General features: G+C 69.1%; 21 protein-coding genes and 1 pseudogene. 15 read left to right on the forward strand and 7 right to left on the reverse strand.

Translation table 11 applies throughout. The features are described from left to right. Positions 1-38 precede the first annotated feature (38 nt). Positions 39-632, reverse strand: coding sequence for a class IV adenylate cyclase (gene cyaB, locus PSC72_RS22530; RefSeq protein WP_274323665.1), 594 nt, complete (start codon positions 630-632; stop codon positions 39-41). Positions 633-684: 52 nt separating this feature from the next. Beyond that, positions 685-1,707, reverse strand: a complete 1,023-nt coding sequence (locus PSC72_RS22535) for a GDSL-type esterase/lipase family protein (RefSeq protein WP_274323666.1) — start codon at positions 1,705-1,707, stop codon at positions 685-687. Between the two features lie 119 nt (positions 1,708-1,826). On the opposite strand from PSC72_RS22535, the gene PSC72_RS22540 reads away from it, so the two are divergent. The 4 genes from PSC72_RS22540 to PSC72_RS22555 all read left to right on the forward strand — a co-directional run bounded on the left by PSC72_RS22540 (position 1,827) and on the right by PSC72_RS22555 (position 5,485). After that, positions 1,827-2,696: a spore germination YkwD domain-containing protein gene (locus PSC72_RS22540; protein ID WP_274323667.1), complete on the forward strand. Its 870-nt coding sequence runs from the start codon at positions 1,827-1,829 to the stop codon at positions 2,694-2,696. A 73-nt stretch (positions 2,697-2,769) separates the two neighbouring features. Next, positions 2,770-3,735 carry a mannonate dehydratase gene (locus tag PSC72_RS22545; protein WP_274323668.1) on the forward strand — a complete coding sequence of 322 codons (966 nt, stop codon included), beginning with the start codon at positions 2,770-2,772 and terminating at the stop codon, positions 3,733-3,735. Positions 3,736-3,738: 3 nt separating this feature from the next. Then, on the forward strand, positions 3,739-4,668 hold the full coding sequence (locus PSC72_RS22550) for an SMP-30/gluconolactonase/LRE family protein (RefSeq protein WP_274323669.1): 930 nt from the start codon (positions 3,739-3,741) through the stop codon (positions 4,666-4,668). Between the two features lie 67 nt (positions 4,669-4,735). Beyond that, positions 4,736-5,485: a hypothetical protein gene (locus PSC72_RS22555; RefSeq protein ID WP_274323670.1), complete on the forward strand. Its 750-nt coding sequence runs from the start codon at positions 4,736-4,738 to the stop codon at positions 5,483-5,485. A 96-nt stretch (positions 5,486-5,581) separates the two neighbouring features. On the opposite strand, the gene PSC72_RS22560 is transcribed toward PSC72_RS22555, so the two are convergent. Next, the gene (locus PSC72_RS22560) at positions 5,582-6,589 is read right to left on the reverse strand and encodes a TIGR03557 family F420-dependent LLM class oxidoreductase (protein ID WP_274323671.1); all 1,008 of its coding nucleotides are present in this window, start codon (positions 6,587-6,589) and stop codon (positions 5,582-5,584) included. A 90-nt stretch (positions 6,590-6,679) separates the two neighbouring features. On the opposite strand from PSC72_RS22560, the gene PSC72_RS22565 reads away from it, so the two are divergent. Beyond that, on the forward strand, positions 6,680-7,666 hold the full coding sequence (locus PSC72_RS22565) for an FKBP-type peptidyl-prolyl cis-trans isomerase (protein WP_274323672.1): 987 nt from the start codon (positions 6,680-6,682) through the stop codon (positions 7,664-7,666). A 22-nt stretch (positions 7,667-7,688) separates the two neighbouring features. Here PSC72_RS22565 and PSC72_RS22570 read toward each other — a convergent pair whose 3' ends face one another. After that, positions 7,689-8,087 (reverse strand): hypothetical protein, encoded by a 399-nt coding sequence (locus PSC72_RS22570; RefSeq protein ID WP_274323673.1) that lies wholly within the window; start codon positions 8,085-8,087, stop codon positions 7,689-7,691. Between the two features lie 125 nt (positions 8,088-8,212). On the opposite strand from PSC72_RS22570, the gene PSC72_RS22575 reads away from it, so the two are divergent. After that, positions 8,213-8,731 (forward strand): NUDIX hydrolase, encoded by a 519-nt coding sequence (locus PSC72_RS22575; protein WP_274323674.1) that lies wholly within the window; start codon positions 8,213-8,215, stop codon positions 8,729-8,731. A 226-nt stretch (positions 8,732-8,957) separates the two neighbouring features. On the opposite strand, the gene PSC72_RS22580 is transcribed toward PSC72_RS22575, so the two are convergent. Beyond that, positions 8,958-9,587 carry an RAD55 family ATPase gene (locus PSC72_RS22580; protein WP_274323675.1) on the reverse strand — a complete coding sequence of 210 codons (630 nt, stop codon included), beginning with the start codon at positions 9,585-9,587 and terminating at the stop codon, positions 8,958-8,960. Positions 9,588-9,615: 28 nt separating this feature from the next. Further along, on the reverse strand, positions 9,616-10,260 hold the full coding sequence (locus PSC72_RS22585; RefSeq protein WP_274323676.1) for a MinD/ParA family ATP-binding protein: 645 nt from the start codon (positions 10,258-10,260) through the stop codon (positions 9,616-9,618). A gap of 126 nt (positions 10,261-10,386) precedes the next feature. On the opposite strand from PSC72_RS22585, the gene pyrB reads away from it, so the two are divergent. The 3 genes from pyrB to PSC72_RS22600 all read left to right on the forward strand — a co-directional run bounded on the left by pyrB (position 10,387) and on the right by PSC72_RS22600 (position 12,903). Then, positions 10,387-11,301: an aspartate carbamoyltransferase gene (gene pyrB / locus PSC72_RS22590; RefSeq protein ID WP_274323677.1), complete on the forward strand. Its 915-nt coding sequence runs from the start codon at positions 10,387-10,389 to the stop codon at positions 11,299-11,301. Continuing rightward, complete coding sequence (gene pyrI / locus PSC72_RS22595; RefSeq protein WP_274323678.1) at positions 11,298-11,759, forward strand: aspartate carbamoyltransferase regulatory subunit; 462 nt, start codon at positions 11,298-11,300, stop codon at positions 11,757-11,759. The genes pyrB and pyrI overlap by 4 nt, the downstream gene beginning before the upstream one ends. A gap of 316 nt (positions 11,760-12,075) precedes the next feature. Next, positions 12,076-12,903: an alpha-amylase family protein gene (locus PSC72_RS22600; RefSeq protein ID WP_274323679.1), complete on the forward strand. Its 828-nt coding sequence runs from the start codon at positions 12,076-12,078 to the stop codon at positions 12,901-12,903. A gap of 30 nt (positions 12,904-12,933) precedes the next feature. Here PSC72_RS22600 and PSC72_RS22605 read toward each other — a convergent pair whose 3' ends face one another. Continuing rightward, entirely contained in the window at positions 12,934-13,497 is a 564-nt protein-coding gene (locus PSC72_RS22605) for an NUDIX hydrolase (protein WP_274323680.1), read from the reverse strand. Positions 13,498-13,823: 326 nt separating this feature from the next. Here PSC72_RS22605 and PSC72_RS22610 point away from each other — a divergent pair, with 326 nt between their 5' ends. The 6 genes and pseudogenes from PSC72_RS22610 (at position 13,824) to psmA (ending at position 17,265) form a co-directional block, all read left to right on the forward strand. Next, positions 13,824-14,006 (forward strand): DUF1918 domain-containing protein, encoded by a 183-nt coding sequence (locus PSC72_RS22610; protein WP_274323681.1) that lies wholly within the window; start codon positions 13,824-13,826, stop codon positions 14,004-14,006. Positions 14,007-14,017: 11 nt separating this feature from the next. Beyond that, entirely contained in the window at positions 14,018-14,443 is a 426-nt protein-coding gene (locus tag PSC72_RS22615; RefSeq protein ID WP_274323682.1) for an RNA-binding protein, read from the forward strand. A gap of 27 nt (positions 14,444-14,470) precedes the next feature. Continuing rightward, a complete protein-coding gene (locus PSC72_RS22620; protein WP_274323683.1) occupies positions 14,471-15,178 on the forward strand; it encodes an RNase P subunit p30 family protein in 708 nt (235 codons plus the stop codon). 39 nt (positions 15,179-15,217) lie between these two features. After that, entirely contained in the window at positions 15,218-15,913 is a 696-nt protein-coding gene (locus PSC72_RS22625) for a class I SAM-dependent methyltransferase (protein ID WP_274323684.1), read from the forward strand. Beyond that, positions 15,910-16,254, forward strand: a pseudogene (locus PSC72_RS22630) (Rpp14/Pop5 family protein); the annotation flags it as partial. The gene PSC72_RS22625 and the pseudogene PSC72_RS22630, both read left to right, overlap by 4 nt. A 243-nt stretch (positions 16,255-16,497) precedes the next feature. Next, on the forward strand, positions 16,498-17,265 hold the full coding sequence (psmA, locus tag PSC72_RS22635) for an archaeal proteasome endopeptidase complex subunit alpha (RefSeq protein WP_274323685.1): 768 nt from the start codon (positions 16,498-16,500) through the stop codon (positions 17,263-17,265). Positions 17,266-17,289 lie beyond the last annotated feature (24 nt).

A 17,289-nucleotide genomic window follows, 5' to 3' on the forward strand; every position in this document is an offset into this window, starting at 1 on the left:
ACTCGTATAACTTGCGGAAACCAGAACGGCGGTTTCGATTACTGCTGTGCATCCGATTCGAGCAACAGCCCGAGGTACGAGGTCCGGATCTGGGCGTCGGGGTCGAGCCCGAGCGAGTCGAGGACGGCCAGCGCGCCGTCGCGCGCCGCTTCGATGCCGTCGTCGTCCGTCTCGGTCTCGACCTCGACGAACTCGCCGAGGCCGTCGACGCTGTCCAGCGTCACCGTGTAGCCGTCCAGGCGGTAGTGCGCCCGCTCCTTCCGAACGGTGGCCGCCGGCTCGAACCCGAGGCCGTCGAAGACGCCCACCGCGGCGTCGGCGTCCGCGACGGCGGTCTCGTGTTCCTCCCGGGACTTCGACTCGGCCTCCAGGAGGGGTCCCTTGTAGGTGATCCGCGTCTCGGTCGGCGATCCCGATTGACCGTCGGAGACGGCGTCGCCGTCGTCGGCTTCCCCGGGCTTCCACTCGCGCCGGATCCGCAGCGCCTCGTCGGTCTCGGCGAAGTCCCGGTGGGGAGCGTCGTAGTAGGTGTCCTCCTGGACGACCGCGTCGACGCGCGTCGCGCCCGCCTCGTCCAGTGCGGTCTCGACGGCGGCGTGGTCCGCGCGGACCTTGACTTCGACCTCGTACATGGGCGGGCGAACGCGCGTCTGCGGCAAAAGCCCGACGTTCCCGCCGAGGGCGTCAGTCCGTCAGGAGCGACCGCAGTCGGGAGCCGATACCGTCGGCGATGGCTTCCATCCCGGCGTCGCCCGGGTGCAAGAGGTCCGTCGACAGCCCCGTCGCGGCCGTCAGTTCGCTCCCATCTACGAGCGCGACGTTCTCGGCCGGACAGTCCGCGACGACGCTCTCCAGTGCCTCGCGGTAGGCCCGCGCGCGCTCGCGGTCGCCTCCCGTCCGCAGGTCCGCGTGGTACGGAAAGAGCGTGACACAGGCGACCGGGCTGTCGGGATGTGCCTCGGCCACCGTCGAGAGGAGCGCCGCGGCGCGCTCGCGGAACTGCTCGACCGTGAACCCGCGGTTGGCCATGTTGACCGAGAGCGCGAGCGTCGCGACGTCCCAGTCGTCGCGGGCGGCGATGTAGCGGGCGGCGGCGGGTTCGCAGTACGCGGACCCGGACATCCCGAGGTTCACCGGGTCCAGGCCGAGGTCGCGCGCCACGCGCGAGACGTAGGTCAGGTGGGTCGCCGAGGCCGCCGCCCCCTCGGTGATCGAGGTGCCGTAGGCCAGGTAGCGGGTCGCGGGGACTGCCCCCGGTTCGGGCGGCCGGCAGTCGCCGCGAACGCCGTGGAGGGCGACGGGCGCCCAGGGTTCGAATCGCAAGCGGCACACGCGCGGGTCGAACCCGTCGGCGGCGTCGGGGGCGGCCTCCGAGTCGAGGTCGGCCAACGCGTCCGGCATCGAGAGTTCCAGCGTCACCGGGTCCGGGCCGAGTTCGTGAACGTCCGCGTCCTGAAACGACCCCCAGAACTCGCGGACCGCCGTCTCGCCGCCCGCGGAGAGGGTCACGCGGACGGTCTCGCCCCGGTCGGGGACGAACCGGATCTCGCTCCCGGCGGGATGGCGGACGCGGTCGCGCGCCGCGACGTTGAGTTCGTCGGCGACCGCGGCGGGGACCCGGCGGAGTTCGGTGCCCTCGTCGGTCCACTCGGGGCCGGCCAGTTCGGCGACGTTGTGGAGCGTCACCGCGGGATACTGGTCGTGCATGGCGGAGGCGCTCGTGCGAGACGTGTGCGCATCGGCCACCTTACCGTTCCGGTCTCGACCTGTCGCTGAGATCTGAGGTTTTGCCAAGTTTTAAGTCCCGAGTCCGGTTCCGAGACAACATGGTTGACCGGAAGGTCGTAGTCGTCGTCGCCGTCGCCGTCGGCGTGGTTCTGATCGGGGGCATCGCGGGAGCCATGCTGCTCGGCGGCGGTGGCGGCGGAGGTGGTACCGACGACGGCGGATCCGACGGAGCGGACGACGGCGGGGGCGGATCGGCGGCCACACCGACGCAGGCACCGACGACCGGTGCGGCCGGAACGGGCACGGCCGGTACCGGGACCCCCACCGAGACGGCGTTCCCGACGCTGACGCCCACGTCCGTCCCGACGCCGACGGGGACGCCGACCGTCGCGCCGACGCCGACGGACGTCCCGACGCGGACGCCGATGCTGACCCGGCGGTTCAGCGAGGAGAAGATCGAGATCGAACTCCGCCGGATGCTGAACGACTGGCGCGACCGCAAGGGCCTCCAGCCGTTCACGAACGCGAACGGGAGCCTGGTGACCCAGATCGACCGGATGGCGACGAACCACAGCGTGGCCATGTCCGAGATGGGCAAACTGGTCCACGAGTCGAACAACCTCTCGACCGGCGAGCGCTACCAGGCCTTCGACCTCGCCGAGCGCTGTAAGTTCAAGAAGCAGGACGCGCAGTACATCGTCCACCCGAACAACGACGCCTACCAGTTCGAAGTGCTGCACAAGACCTACGCCGGGCGGAACTACGAGGACGGCGGCGAGACGGTGTACCACGAGAACGAGACCGCGGTCGCCCGCGACATCTTCGAGAAGTGGACCTCGAACTACGTCTACCGCGACGTGCTCGACTACCCCGAGATCAACCGGATCGGGATCGGGATCGAGATCACCGAGGACAACGAGGTGTGGGTGACCGGAAACATCTGCGAGTCCGGCAAGACGAACGAGTAACCGGCGCTCTCTCCTTCGCCGCCACCTTCCGCGATCGGAACGACGATTACGGTGACGCGTGCAACTGTCGACCATGGTCGAGTTATCGCTGGTGCTCCCTCGCCGGCCGGACGAACGCTGGCAACTCGCGAAGCAGTTGGGCGTGACCGACGCCGTCATCCACCCGCTGGAAGTCGGTGACGGCAAGACCCGGTGGTCGTACGACGACTTGCTGGGGACGAAAAACTGGCTCGAAGACGCCGGCCTGCACTTCTCCGTCCTCGAAGGGAGCGTCCCGCTGACCGATCGCATCCGCCTCGGGCGGGACGGTCGCGACAAGGACATCGCCGAGTTCAAGCAGTTCCTCCGTGACTGCGGCGACCTGGGGATCCCCGTGGTCTGTTACGACTGGATGGCCGGCGTCCGGTGGGCCCGGACGGAAGCACACGTCGAGTCACGCGGCGGCTCCGTCACGACGGGCTACGACGACGCGAAGATGCGAGGCGGCCCCGAACCCGCGGCCGAAGACGTGACCCGCGACCAGCTCTGGGAGGCCATCGAGTACTTCCTGACCGAGGTCGTCCCCGTGGCCGAGGAAGCCGGCGTCAGACTCGGGCTACACCCGGACGACCCGCCGCGCGACGACGTCCGGGGGATCCCTCGCATCGCCAACAGCGTCGAGAACTACGACCGCATCCTCGACGTCTACGACAGCGAGTACAACGGCGTGACGTTCTGCCAGGGCAACTTCACCGCGATGGGCGTCGACGTGCCCGAGACGATCCGGCACTTCGGCGAGAAGATCAACTTCGCGCACTTCCGCGACGTCGAGGGCGACGCCGACCGCTTCGTCGAGACCTGGCACGACGACGGGCCGACGGACATGCAGGCGGCGATGGACGCGTTCGTCGACGTCGGCTTCGACGGGCCGATGCGTCCCGACCACGTCCCGACGATGGCCGGCGAGGACAACTCGAACCCCGGCTACCACACCAAGGGACGACTGTTCGCCATCGGATACATGCGCGGACTGCTCGAATCAGCCGAGGGAGGTACCTGAACGATGACAGACGAAAACAGCGAAGACGAGATCCGACGAATCGCCGACACCCACTGCCACACGGGCGAGGGGCCGATCTACCACCCGGACGAGGAGGCCCTCTACTGGCTGGACATCCCAGCGGGCGACTTGTTCCGGTACGAGGGCGGGTCCGCCGCGGGAGAGTCCGGGGTCGGCGAGTACGAGCGCGTCCTCGACTACGACGGCAAGGTCGGCGGCTACACGATCCAGGAGTCCGGCGACCTCCTGCTGTTCTGCGACCGCGGGACGATCCGCCCGTGGAGCCCCGATTCGGGGCTCGGCGATCCGGTCGTCGACGAGATCACCGAGGTGCGCGAGTCGCGCTTCAACGACGTCATCGCCGACCCCGAGGGCCGGGTCTACTGCGGGACGATGCCGACCGAGGACGAGGGCGGTCGGCTCTACCGGCTCGACACCGACGGGTCGCTGACGACGCTGGAGACCGACGTGCAGATCCCCAACGGGATGGGATTCACGCCCGACGGCGAGGGCCTGTACTTCACCGAGACCGAGGCCGAGGCGATCTACCGGTACCGCTACGACCCGGCGACGGGCGACCTCTCCGACCGCGAGACGGTCGTCGACGCGCGCGACGTCGAGGGCTTCCCCGACGGGATGACCGTCGACGCCGAGGGACACGTCTGGTCCGCGTTCTGGGACGGCGGCCGGATCGCCCGCTACGCGCCCAACGGGACGGAGGAACGGCGAGTCGAGTTCCCGGCGAAGAAGGTGTCGGCCGTCACCTTCGGCGGCCCCGATTGCGAGACGGCGTACGTCACGACGGCGCTCGGCCCCGGTGAGGGTCCCGCTGGCACGCGCGACGAGGAAGGCGACGGCGCCGGCGCGCTCTTCGAAGTCGATCTGGGCGTCGGTGGCGTCCCCGAGTTCCGGTCGGCGGTCGACACCTCGTAGTCCGTCGACGCCCGCATCTGTTCGCTGAACAGAAGGTACTTATCGGGGGTCCGAGCAACGGCACTACATGGCACGACAGGCGCTGTTCGGGATTCTCCTCTGTCTCGTCGTCGCGGGTTGCATCGGGGGACCGGGTCCGTCGACGCCGGCGAGTGGGACGGAGACGCCAGCGGGCGGGGTCACGCCGACGGCCGAGACGGGCGACGGGGCGGGGAGCGGCGTCGATACGCCGACGCCCACCCCCGGGTCCGAAACGTCCCATCGATCGACTCCGGCGGAGTCGACGACAAGTGACGGCAGATCCGGGACCCCGACCGCTGCTGGGAACGTCTCTGTCGAGTACCTGGTTCGAGTCGACTCGCTACCCGACCACGTGGCGAACGTCACGATCGAGTTCGGGAGCGCGTACTTCTCCGAGGTCCCCGACGACCTCCGGTCGTGTTCCGGCGTGGAACCGCTCATGGACAACCGATACGACCCGACGCCGACGCCGCTTCCGACGCCCGCCGCGTCCTGCTGGGAAGCCGACGCGCCGAGCGTCACGCTGGCACCGGGCGACGGGACGCGCTCGCTCGGCCGGTTCACGGCCTCCGAACGGTACAGCGGCGGTCACATGCTCGTCGTCCGCGACGTGGTCGTGACCCTGGAGAACGGCACCGCCGCGACGCAGATATACGACACCGACTTCCGGGCCGTCTACCGGACGGAACCCGCGGCCGGGAGGCACGGCGTCGGATTCACCGTCGACTACGACCCGACGCCGGGCGAGAGGCGCGACTACGTCATCGACGTCGACTGGTTCGAGCCGACAGACTGAGTCTGTCGGGACTGGCCGCGAAAGGTGCTGAAATCTCCGAGGGGATCCGGATTCGGTGGGCGATGGTCGCTCTGAGACGCATATCTGAACGCGCACTCATTCGAACGACGGCGCGATTTCGCGCTCGAACGCGTCGCAGAAGGCGTCCTGGTCCGGGCTCGAACTCTGGAAGACCACCTCGTCGAAGCCGGCGTCGACGTAGCCGGCGGCCGCGTCGACGAGGTCCTGCGGATCGGTCGTGACGACGAACGCCTCGCGGAGTTCCTCCTCGCCCACGTCCTCGCCGTGCTCCTGGAGTTCCCGCGGATCGGCCAGGTCCTCTGCGAACACCTCCGGCCGCAGGGTCAGCCGCCAGGGGAGACAGGGGCGAAGCGCCGCCTCCTCGCTGTCGGCGTAGGAGACGTGCAGGTGGACGGTCTTGTGCACGTCCGCGAGCGAGCCGTTGCGGTCGGACTTCTCGACGCCGCGCTCGACGGCCGGGAACAGTTCGTTCGCGGCCGAGTCCGGCGACTCGTAGACGGTGACGAAGCCGTCGCCGAGGTCGCCGGCCATCCGCGCGGCGGTCGCGCCGCTGCCCGCGACGTGGATCGGCGGCGCCTCGTCGGGGCCGGTGTAGAGGTTCGCGCCGTCGAGCGTCCAGAAGTCGCCGTCGTGGTCGACGAACTCCTCGGCGAACAGCCGGCGGACGATCCGGATCGCCTCGGCGGTGCGCCCGGCGCGCTCGCCGTAGTCGGGCCACTCGAAGCCGAGCGGGCTCTCGTTGAGCGCTTCGCCGGTGCCGAGGCCGAGGAACACGCGGTCGGGGTAGAGTTCGGCGAGTGTCGCGAGGCGGTGGGCGACGTTGGCCGGGTGGTAGCGGTTGATCACGGAGGTCACGCCGGTGCCGACGCGGATCTCGTCGGTGCGTTCGAGCGCGGCGGGCAGCCACTCCCAGCAGTTGCCGCCGTTCGCGGGCGAGCCGTCGGCGAGCCGGTCGAACCACGGGTGGAAGTGGTCGTTCACCCAGGCGCTGTCGAAGCCCGCGCGCTCGGCGCGCTCGACCTGTTCGAGACAGGAGGCTGGCGAGAACTCCTCCAGCGACGCGAAGTAGCCGAACTCGACCATACGGGAGGTGGAACCGTCGACGGCTTAACCGCTCGGGCCGTCCGCGGCCGAAACGTTGTTCTTAAGAGTGCAACGCCAGTCGTTGATTGTATGAGTAACGAGTCCGAGGCCGACGAGGCCGAGCAGGACGCAGCCGACGAGACAGCCGCGGACGTCGACGAGACGCCCGACGCCGACGAGGCCGAGGAAGCGACCGGTCTCCAGAACGGCGACTTCATCGAACTCGATTACACCGCGCGCACCGTCGAGGGCGGCGACCTGGTGGACACGACCGACCCCGAGGTCGCGGAGGAAGAGGGCGTCGGCGAGGACCAGGAGTTCTCCCCGCGCACCATCGTCCTCGGCGAGGGCCACGTCTTCGGCGCCGTCGAAGAGGACATCATCGGGAGCGAGGTCGGCGACTCGGGCACCGTGACCGTCCCCGCCGAGGAGGCGTTCGGCGAGTTCGACGACGACCAGGTCCGGACGATCAGCGCCGACCGCATCCCCGAGGACGACCGCTACCCCGGCGCGCACGTCGACATCGACGGCGAGCACGGCCACGTCAACACGATCATCGGCGGCCGCGCCCGCGTCGACTTCAACCACCCCCTCGCCGGCGAGGACATCGAGTACGAGTGGGAAGTCCTCGACGAGGTCACCGACCGCGAGGAGCGCGCCGGCGCGCTGCTCGACGTCTTCCTCGACATGGATCTCGAGGTCTGGTTCGAGACCGACACCGTCGAGGAAGAGCAGCTCGTCGAGTCCGACGAGGACGACGAAGACGACGAGGAGAGCGAACCCGAGTACGAGACCGTCGAGGTCGAGAAGGAGACGCTCTACATCGAGGCGACGCCTCAGCTGACGATGAACCAGCAGTGGATGATGGGCAAACAGCAGATCGCCCAGCAGCTCACCAACCTGCTCGACATCGACCGCATCATCGTCCAGGAAGAGCTCGGCGGCGGCATGGGCATGATGGGCGGCATGGGCGGCATGATGGGCGGTATGGGCGGCGGCGACATCGAGGAAGCCCTCGAAGACGAGGACATCGACGCCGAGGAGATCGTCGAAGAACTCGAAGGCGCCGAGGAGTAAGTCGCGCCCTTCTCCGCGGTTTTCAGTCGTTCGAGCCGTCGGCTCCTCCGCGCTCGTCCAGCACCGCGTTACAGCTGTTGACGAACTGGCCGAGCGCCTGTGCCACGTCGCGGTCGAGCGAGACGAGGATCCCCTCGGTCGGCGCTTCGCGGAAGTGAAGCAGGACCGCGCGGTCGTGGAGCTCGACGGCCGCCTGGGTCTCGCCGAGGCGGTCGTACGCCTCGTCGGGGACGATAGATTCGGCCGCCCGGGCCCGGCCGACGATAGTGTCCAGCGAGTCGCGGAGGCGTTCGGTCGCGACGTCGTCGCGGAGGTAGAGGACAGACCAGTCGTCGGCGTAGTACCGGATCGCGCCCCGGAACGCGTCGCCGGCCCGGCTGTGGACCAACTGGAGGAGGGGCTGATAGCGGTTCGCGGGCATACCCCCTCCATCGGGATAGGTGCGTTTAGGCGTGTTGGCATCTCGACCGCGGCAACTACCCGCGTCGCGGCCCCTCCTGTCACCGAACGCGAGCGTATTTGTCGGATCGCCGGCAACGCTCCCCTATGCAGGTGACGGACCCGCGCGAGCGGAGTGGCGACCTCTACGTCTCGGAGAGCAGCGCGCCGCTCCCGCCGGACGACTTCGCGGAGGCTGCCGAGTCCGAGGCGGTGACGGCCGGCTGGGTGGTCACGGCCTTCGCGTTCGACGACGACGGCCGGGTACTGCTCATCGAACAGCCCTGGGCGGACGGCTGGATCTGCCCGGGTGGCGCCCTCAAACCGGACGAATCGCTCGCCGAGGGCGCCACCAGGGAACTCCGTGAGGAGACCGGCGTCAACATCGATCCGATCGCCCCCCGCGGCGTGGACGAGTTCTCGTTCGTGAACGAGGAGACGGGGGAGACGATCGGCTGGACGCTGGTCGTCTTCGAAGCAGTCGCCGAGTCGGCCGAACTGGGCGACGACCTCGGGCTCGACGGCGAGGAGATAACCGACGCGAGGTGGTTCGACGGACTTCCGGACGACGTGTACAACCCCGACCTGTTCGAACCGGTGTACGAGCGGTGCGAGAACAGCAGGTGAAACCCTGGCAGTGTGATTGATTCGGCCATTTTACTTCGTCCGCTGTGGCGAACTGTCTGCTCGATCCGTGTGCGAACTGACTACTGGCATTCGCGCGAGCGGAGCGAGCGCGATTCACTGAATCCGAGCGAAGCGAGGATTCAGCCTTTTTCACCCATGTTTTTGCCGGTCGGGTTCCCGCAGCGCGCCGCAGGCGCGCGAGGAAACCCGGCCGGGAAAAAGATGGCTAGGCAATATCCCGGCTCGTGTCGATAGAGACCTGTTCGACGAGGTCGAGTTTGATGATGTCGGTGGGGGCGCGGCCGCCACGGAACTTGGGGATGGCGAGGCGGTTCTCGACCTCGTCGTTCGTCGTGGTGGTCTCGAGCTGGAAGATGACGTCGGCGAAGTGCTCGGTCGTGTCGCGCAGGGGCGGCACCGAGCGGCCGTCGAGGCAGTGGACGATACCGAGGCTGCCGGTGTTGACGATGTGGTTCTGGAGGTCGTTCATGAACGACCGGAACCGCGACGGGGGTTCCTGGGCTTCGAGGACGTCGAGCGGGTCGACGATGAGGTTGGAGGTCTCCGGGAGGGCGCTGACGAGCTTGCCGGCGTTGTCGAGCGGGGCCTCGCCGGAGATGTGGCGGACCGTCGGGTCGCCGGTGGTCGCCGGCGACTGCTCGATGCTGGAGGTGACCGACTGGGCGGTGCGGTCGAGCGAGAGGTAGAGCGTGCCGCGGGTAGCGGTGAGTTCGTAGAGGAACAGCTCCGCCTGGCTGGCCGGCTGTGCGCTGAGGGCGACGATGCTTCCCTCCGGGATCCCGCCCCCGAGCTTCCGGTCGAGGACGTCGATGCCCGTATGTAGCCGGTTGACCATCGTAGCGTGGTCTTTTGCACCCACCAGATTAAAGATTCCGCCTGGCTAGCGCCGTTGCGAGCCGATCGTAGGACGTGCGTCCGATCCGACTGCGGAGGACGGCGCCGTCCGTCGGTGGGACGGTCGTGAGGACCGGTTCGAGGGCGCGAGCCGCGTCGGTGTCCGGCGCGAGCGGCGACTGCGACGGCGACCGCGTTATCGCGCTGCCGAGGACGGCGGTATCGAGCGCGTCCGCCATCCGCGCGGTCTTGACGGCGTCGGACAGGCTCGCGCGGTCGGGCGTCGAGACGACGAGCGCGGCGTCGGCGCGGCGCAGCGGTGCGGCGGTCGCGTCGGTCGCGCCCGCCGGACAGTCGAGGATCACCTGCTGGGGTGCGCGGGTGAGCCGGCGCAGTGCCGTCTCCCCGATCGGACCCGACGCGCTGCCGGCCGGGAGCACGTCGACGCCGGGGACGACGTCCGAACGGTGCGTCGCGCGGGCGACGGAGTCCCCTCGGTCGACGGCGTCGACCCCAGGGTGACGAGCGACCTCGGCCATGGTGTGGAGGTTCGGCATGTCGCAGTCGGCGTCGGCGACGAGCGGTCGCCGTCCGTCGCGAGCGAGCGCGGCCGCGAGGCCGAGCGCGGTCGTCGTCTTCCCACAGCCTCCCTTGCCACCGGCGATAGCGAGCATGGGCAGGCGTGGTCGCGTTCTCGCACTTGAATCTTCGCCGGCCGCCCGAGGCGAGTCCGTCGCGCAGGGGCCGCGGACGGTCCCGTGTCGGGAGATTCAAGACAGTCGAGGGCGCGACTCTATTCGATGCGTCACGACCACATTATCAGTGCGAAACAACTCTCGCGGGCGGACATCGAGGAGGTGTTAGACCGGGCCGCGGAGGTGGCCGCGGACCCGGAGGCCTTCGCCGACCGCCACGAGAACGCCCTGCTCGGGCTGCTCTTCTTCGAGCCGAGCACGCGGACGAAGATGAGCTTCACCGCCGCCGCCAAGCGGCTGGGCGGCGACGTGGTGGACATGGGCACGGTCGAGTCTTCCAGCGTCAAGAAGGGCGAGAGCCTCGCCGACACGGTCCGGGTGGTCGAGGGCTACGCCGACGCGCTGGTGCTTCGCCACCCCAGCGAGGGGTCGGCCCAGATGGCGAGCGAGTTCGTCGACGTGCCGCTCATCAACGCCGGCGACGGGGCCGGCCAGCACCCGACCCAGACGCTGCTCGATCTGTACACGATCCGCGAGTCGGCCGGCTTCGACGACCTCACCATCGGCATCATGGGCGATCTGAAGTACGGGCGGACGGTCCACTCGCTGGCGCACGCGCTGACGACCGTCGACGCCGACCAGCACTTCATCAGCCCGGAGAGCCTGCAGCTCCCGCGGAGCGTCCGCTACGACCTGCACGAGGAGGGCGCGACGATCCGCGAGCACACCGAGCTCGAACCGGTGCTCCCCGAGCTCGACGTGCTCTACGTCACGCGGATCCAGGCCGAGCGGTTCCCCGACGAGAGCGAGTACCGCGCCGTCGCCGGCGAGTACCAGATCGACGCCGAGACGCTCGAAGCGGCCCGCGACGACCTGACCGTCATGCACCCGCTCCCGCGCGTCGACGAGATCGCCCACGACATCGACGACACCGACTACGCCCACTACTTCCAGCAGGCCCACAACGGCGTGCCCGTCAGGATGGCACTGCTGGACCTCGTTCTGGAGGGTCAACGATGAGCGACCGCGAACTCCGCGTCTCCAAGATCCGCAACGGCACCGTCGTCGACCACATCACGGCGGGACAGGCGCTGAACGTCCTCGCCATTCTCGGCATCGACGCCGACAGCGGCGAGACCGTCAGCGTCGGGATGCGCGTCCCCAGCGACCGCCTCGGCTCGAAGGACATCGTCAAGGTCGAGGGCCGGGAACTGAGCCAGGACGAGGTAGACGTGCTCTCGCTCATCGCCCCCGCCGCGACGATCAACATCGTCCGCGAGTTCGACGTCGTCGAGAAACACCGCGTCGAGCGCCCCACGGAGGTCGTCGGCGTCCTCTCGTGTCCGAACCGCCACTGCATCACGACGGAAGACGAGCCCGTCGAGTCGCGGTTCGACGTGCTCGACGACGGCATCCGCTGTGCGTACTGCGACACCATCGTCCGCGACAGCATCCCCGAGCAGATCGACGTCGCGTGAACGTGTCCGCTTTTGCGTGCCCATCCCCGTCTCGAACGCGAGCCGTCGGTCAGACCGGTCGCCGCGACTACCCACCAGAAATACTTTATTCTATTGCCACGAACGATCGATCGATGCCCAAGAAATCAGTGCTCCTGCTGGTCGCCCTGCTCGCAATCGCCGTGGTCTACAAGACGGCTCTCGGCGAGTAACGCCGGCAGCGGCGACCGCTCGGGTCCCGTCGGTCGCCGGGTCCGACGCCGGTGACAGGGGGTGAGGTATCGGCTTCCGACCGCTTTTTCGAACGACTTACACCGCCGGGCGCGTAGGCACGGGTATGTACGGCGTCGTGACGCGGAACGAGCCGGAGCTGGAGTGGGCCGAGTTCGACCGCGGGTTCTACGAGGTCAAGGACGTGACCGGCCGCGCGGCCGAGCCGGTCGACAACGCCGTCAACATGATATCCTGTTTCGGCGACAACAAGGCGGCCGCCGACAACCCCGACCTCGTCCCCGTCAGCGACGAGGGCGAGCCGGCGACCCGTGATCGGCCGTACTTCGACTGGGCCTACGTCTGCCCCACGCACGAGCGCTACCGGGAGGGCCTGCTGGAGATCATCGAGGACGCCGCCGAGGTGAACCCGGACGTGCGACTCGACGACGTGGGCTTTCCCCGCGAAGAGTACTGTCACTGCGACCGCTGCGAGGCCGCCTTCGCCGACAGCGAGTTCGACGACTGGGGCGCCTGGCGCGCGAACGTCATCACCGAGTTCGTCGCCGAGGCCCGCGAGCGCGTCCCCGGCGACCTCCTCCTGACGCTCTACCCCGACCCGTACCCCGGCCACGTCTACGACCGCGCGGGCACCGATCCCGAGGCGCTCGCCGAGTACGTCGACGAGTTCGTCGTCCCCATCTACGACATGGCCTACACGACGACCTACTGGCTGGAGATCATCGCACGCGGGTTCGTCGACGCGCTGGAGACGCCGTTCAGCGTCGAACTCTACGCCGTCGACGTCGACATCGACAACCTCGTCCACGCGACGGAGGTCGCCGACGAGTACGCCGAGTCGGTGCTGTTCGGCTACGACGCCAGCAACGCCCGCGCGACGGTCCGCCGGATGCAGGCCGACGCCCGAGAGGGCGAGCAGTTCGGGCCGGAGTGAGCGGACCGGGTGCCGTCCTCCGTCTCCGGACTACTCCCCGAACCGGTCGCTGCGCCACTCTTGCAGGACGGCCCGGTCCCGGGCGTTCTCCGGTAGTTCTTCGAACCACCGCGCCTCGGTGATCTCGTCGTCGGGGTCACGTACTTCGAGGTCAGTCGAGTCCGCTTCCCCCTCGAAGACGGGGAGGACGCCCCACGCCTCGTGGCCGTCGCTCAGGAACCGCACCTCACCGAGGATGCCGAGGCCGTCGTATGTCACGTCGATCCCCGCTTCCTCGCCGAGTTCGCGGCGTGCGCCCTCGCGGACGGACTCGTCGGGCTCGACCTCCCCGCCCGGGAGCACCCAGGTGTCGATGGCCTCCTGCTTGACGAGGAGCAACTCGCCCGACGGGCGATAGGCGAGCGTGTGGGCGCCGTAAGGGAGCCCCTGGGCCTCGATCCGTTCGGCGACCGTCCGGAAGCGGTCGCGCGAGACCGTCCGGGTGGTCTGGAACTCGACGTAATCCTCGTGTTCGTCGGCGAGGCGGTGGTACACCTGTTCGGCCTCCTGGCGGGCCTCGCTCGCGAGGTACCAGAGGTTGTCGACGGCGGTCATCTGGTCGCTCGACCCGGTCGACTGGCTGTCCGTCTGTGCGAGGACGCCGCGCTGCGAGTGAGATCGATCATGGCCCCCTGTTGGCGGGACTGCGGCATAAGTTTTCGACCTTTCACACCCCCTGGACCGGCGAACGCAAGCCGGCCGTCTGACGCTGCGGCGTTGACGGTCGGTGGACAGTCCGAGGCGGCACCGATCGGCGGTCGGTCGACGGTCGGTCGTCCGCCGGTCGTCGGCTGCGATCCGGAGACGGCGGGGCGCGCGGCGAACGACGGCGAGTAAGACGGATCAGTCCCTTTTTGTTCGGGCATCGAGTACCGCCGCCCATGGCATTCGAAGAGGACGACCGCGTCATCCTCCGCGACGAGCACAGCGAGTACGACGGCGAAGAAGGCACGATCACGCAGGTCGTCGAGACGATGTTCGGCGACGAGAACTACACGGTCTCCTTCGAGGACGGCCAGGAAGCCGGCATCTCCGAGGACAACCTCGAAGCCGCCGAGGAGTAGCGACTGGTCCGATGGCGTCCGTCCCGCTCCACTACGTCGATCTGCGCGCGTTCTGCTACGCCACCGAGGACGAGGAGCGCGTCGAGCGCGCGCTGCGGACGTACCTCCCGGAGGACTTCGAGACAGAGCGGGCCGTCTCTGAGGGTCACCACGGCGACCGCATCGTCGTCCTCTCGGCGCGCGTCGAGCGGGCGGACGAGATCCGCCACGTCCTCGACCGCCTGGGCGAACTCGACGACCTCGACGCCGTCGTCGAGGAACTCGACGAGCGGGTGGACGACAACTGCGCCTTCTACCTGACGCTGGACAAGCAGGCGGCCTTCTCCGGCGCGGTCCGGCGCGGGGACGGGATCACTTTCCGCTCCAAGGTCGAGGCGTACCCGGCGAAGAAACACAAGGCCGTCGAGAACGCCCGCGAGGTCTTCGAGGCGCTCTGACTGCCGTGACCGACAGTTCTCCGAGCGATGTTTGAAGCCGTCCACGCCGACCCCGACGGCGACGCGTCCGTCGAGCGGTACGCGGAGACGGCCGCCGAGTACGGGTTCGACGGGATCGTCGTCCGCAACCACGGGGACGCGCTCGCAGAATTCGACGCCGAGAGCCTCTCCGAGAAACACGGCGTCGACGTCGTCGAGGGCGTCGAGGTGCGCGCCGACGACCCCTCGCGGGCGAGCGGGTTCGTCGGCAACCACCGCCAGACGAAGACCATCGTCGCCGTCCACGGCGGGACGCCGGCGATCAACCGCTTCGCCGTCGAACAGCCAGCGGTCGACGTGCTCGCCCATCCCATGGTCGGCGACGGGGACGTGAATCACGTGCTCGCGAACGCCGCCGCGGACAACGGCGTCCGCCTCGAATTCTCCTTCCGACGGGTGCTCCGCGCCGACGGCGGACAGCGCGTCCGGGCGATCCGGGGGCTCCGGAAGCTCCGCGAGTTAGTCGAGGCCTGCGACGCGCCGTACGTCGTCAGCGCCGACCCGCGGAGCGACCTCCACCTGCGGGCGCCCCGCGAACTCGTGGCCGTCGGCGAGGTCATCGGGTTCGACGCCGAGCAGGTCGAGGCCGGCCTCGCGGAGTGGGGACGACTCGTCGAGCGCAACCGGCGCCTCCAGAGCGACGCGTTCGTGGAGCCCGGCGTCTACCGGGGGACCGTCGACGACGCGGACCGCTAGAGCGGGGCGTTCTTTGCCCCGCGGTTCGGATCGAGGTCCATGAAGCAGTCGCTCGAGGACCACGCCGCCCGCTTCGACGAGAAGGCGGGCGACTACGACGAGTCGAAGAGCGAGGAGTACCGCGCCTGCGCGTCGCTGGTCGTCGACCACGCGGCGCCCGATCCGGACGACACGGTCCTCGACCTGGGGACCGGAACCGGCGCCATCGCTCTCCCGCTGGCCGAGGACGCCGCCCGGGTGATCGGCCGGGACATCAGCGAGGGGATGCTCGAACAGGCCCGCGAGAAGGCCGCCGAGCGCGGGCTGGAACCCGTCGAGTTCGGCGAGGGACGTTTCCGTGAGCCGGCCGTTCCCGACGACGCCGACGTGGACGTGGTGACGAGCAACTTCGCGATGCACCACCTCTCGGACGCCGAGAAGCGCGAGGCGATCGACGTGATCGCGGATCTCGAACCGGACCGGATCGTCCTCGGTGACGTGATGCTGTTCGGGGAGGCCGACCCCGAGGAACCGTTCTACAGCCCCGAGGTCGACGACCCCGCGACGGTGGGCGTCCTCGCGGACGCGTTCACCGACGCCGGCTACGCGCTGACGGCCGTCGAGCTGGTCCACGACCAGGTCGGCGTGCTCGTCGCCGAGCGGTCCGGCGCCCGCGCTGCCGATAGCGCGGCGGACGCCAGCGGAGGGAGCGAGCCCGACGGAGACGACGAGTCGAGCGGGGCGGACGAGCCGTGAAGCACCTGCCGAAACACCTGCAGCCGCGCTGGCGCTACCTCGCGGTCGAACTCCGGGGGCCTCCGGGCGCGGAGTTCGGCCGGAGCACCTTCCAGCGGGAGGTGTGGTTCGCCGCGCAGAACCTGGTCGGCGACGCCGGGAGCGCGGAAGCGGACCTGTCGGTGCTGCGCTTCGAGTTCAGCGACGGCAGCGGCCACGCGGTCGTTCGCGTCCGTCGCGGCGAGGTGAGCCGGGGCCGGGCGGTGCTGGCCTGTATCGCCGACGTCGACGGCGACGACCTCGGCCTCCGCGTTCGGGGGACGAGCGGGACCGTCCGCGCCTGCGTCGAGGACCACCTCGGCGGACTCGCCGGCTGAGCGGGACCCGGAGTCGAGATCTCCCCCTGTCGAGTTCGTCGTTGGCCCGGCATCTGCGGGACCCGCGGGACCACGACAAGAAAAGTATATAGGACGCCGACCGGAACCAACTGACCAGAGAAACGTCGTCACCGAGGGGACCGAGCGGCGAGGCGTCCTCCGTGCGACTGGCGTCGGCGTGCCGGCCGGTCGGGATGTCTTCGGGGCGACCGAACTCGGACTATAAATATGCAGGGACAATCGCAACAGCAGGCGTACGACCGCGGGATAACCATCTTCTCGCCGGACGGCCGGCTCTACCAGGTCGAGTACGCCCGCGAAGCCGTCAAGCGCGGCACGGCGAGCATCGGTGTACGAACGAGCGACGGCGTCGTCCTCGCCGTGGACAAGCGCATCCGCTCGCCGCTGATGGAGCGGTCCAGCGTCGAGAAGATCCACAAGGCCGACGACCACATCGGCATCGCGAGCGCCGGCCACGTCGCCGACGCGCGCCAGCTCATCGACTTCGCCCGCCGCCAGGCGCAGGTCAACCAGCTGCGCTACGGCGAGCCCATCGGCGTCGAGACGCTCACCAAGGCGGTCACCGACCACATCCAGCAGTACACGCAGGTCGGCGGCGCACGCCCGTTCGGCGTCGCGCTCATCATCGGCGGCATCGCCAACGGCGAGCCCCGCCTCTACGAGACCGACCCGTCGGGCACGCCCTACGAGTGGAAGGCGCTCGCCGTCGGCGCGGACCGCGGCGACATCCGCGAGTACCTCGAAGAGAACTACACGGAGGAGATGGACCTGGACGGCGGCGTCGGCCTCGCGCTCGAAGCCCTGGCGTCCGTCAACGACGGCCAGCTCTCCCCGGAGGGGATCGGCATCGCCACCATCAGCGTCGACGACGAGCTGTTCACCGAGATGAGCGACGCCGAGAAGGAGTCCCACCTCGACGAGCTCGGCCTGCTCGAGACCGAGGACGACGAAGACGACGAAGAGACCGAGGAGTAATCCCCCGGTCGCCGGGAGCGGCCC

The sequence above is a fragment of the Halosimplex aquaticum genome (assembly GCF_028747785.1).
In the GTDB taxonomy this organism is placed as follows: domain Archaea; phylum Halobacteriota; class Halobacteria; order Halobacteriales; family Haloarculaceae; genus Halosimplex; species Halosimplex aquaticum.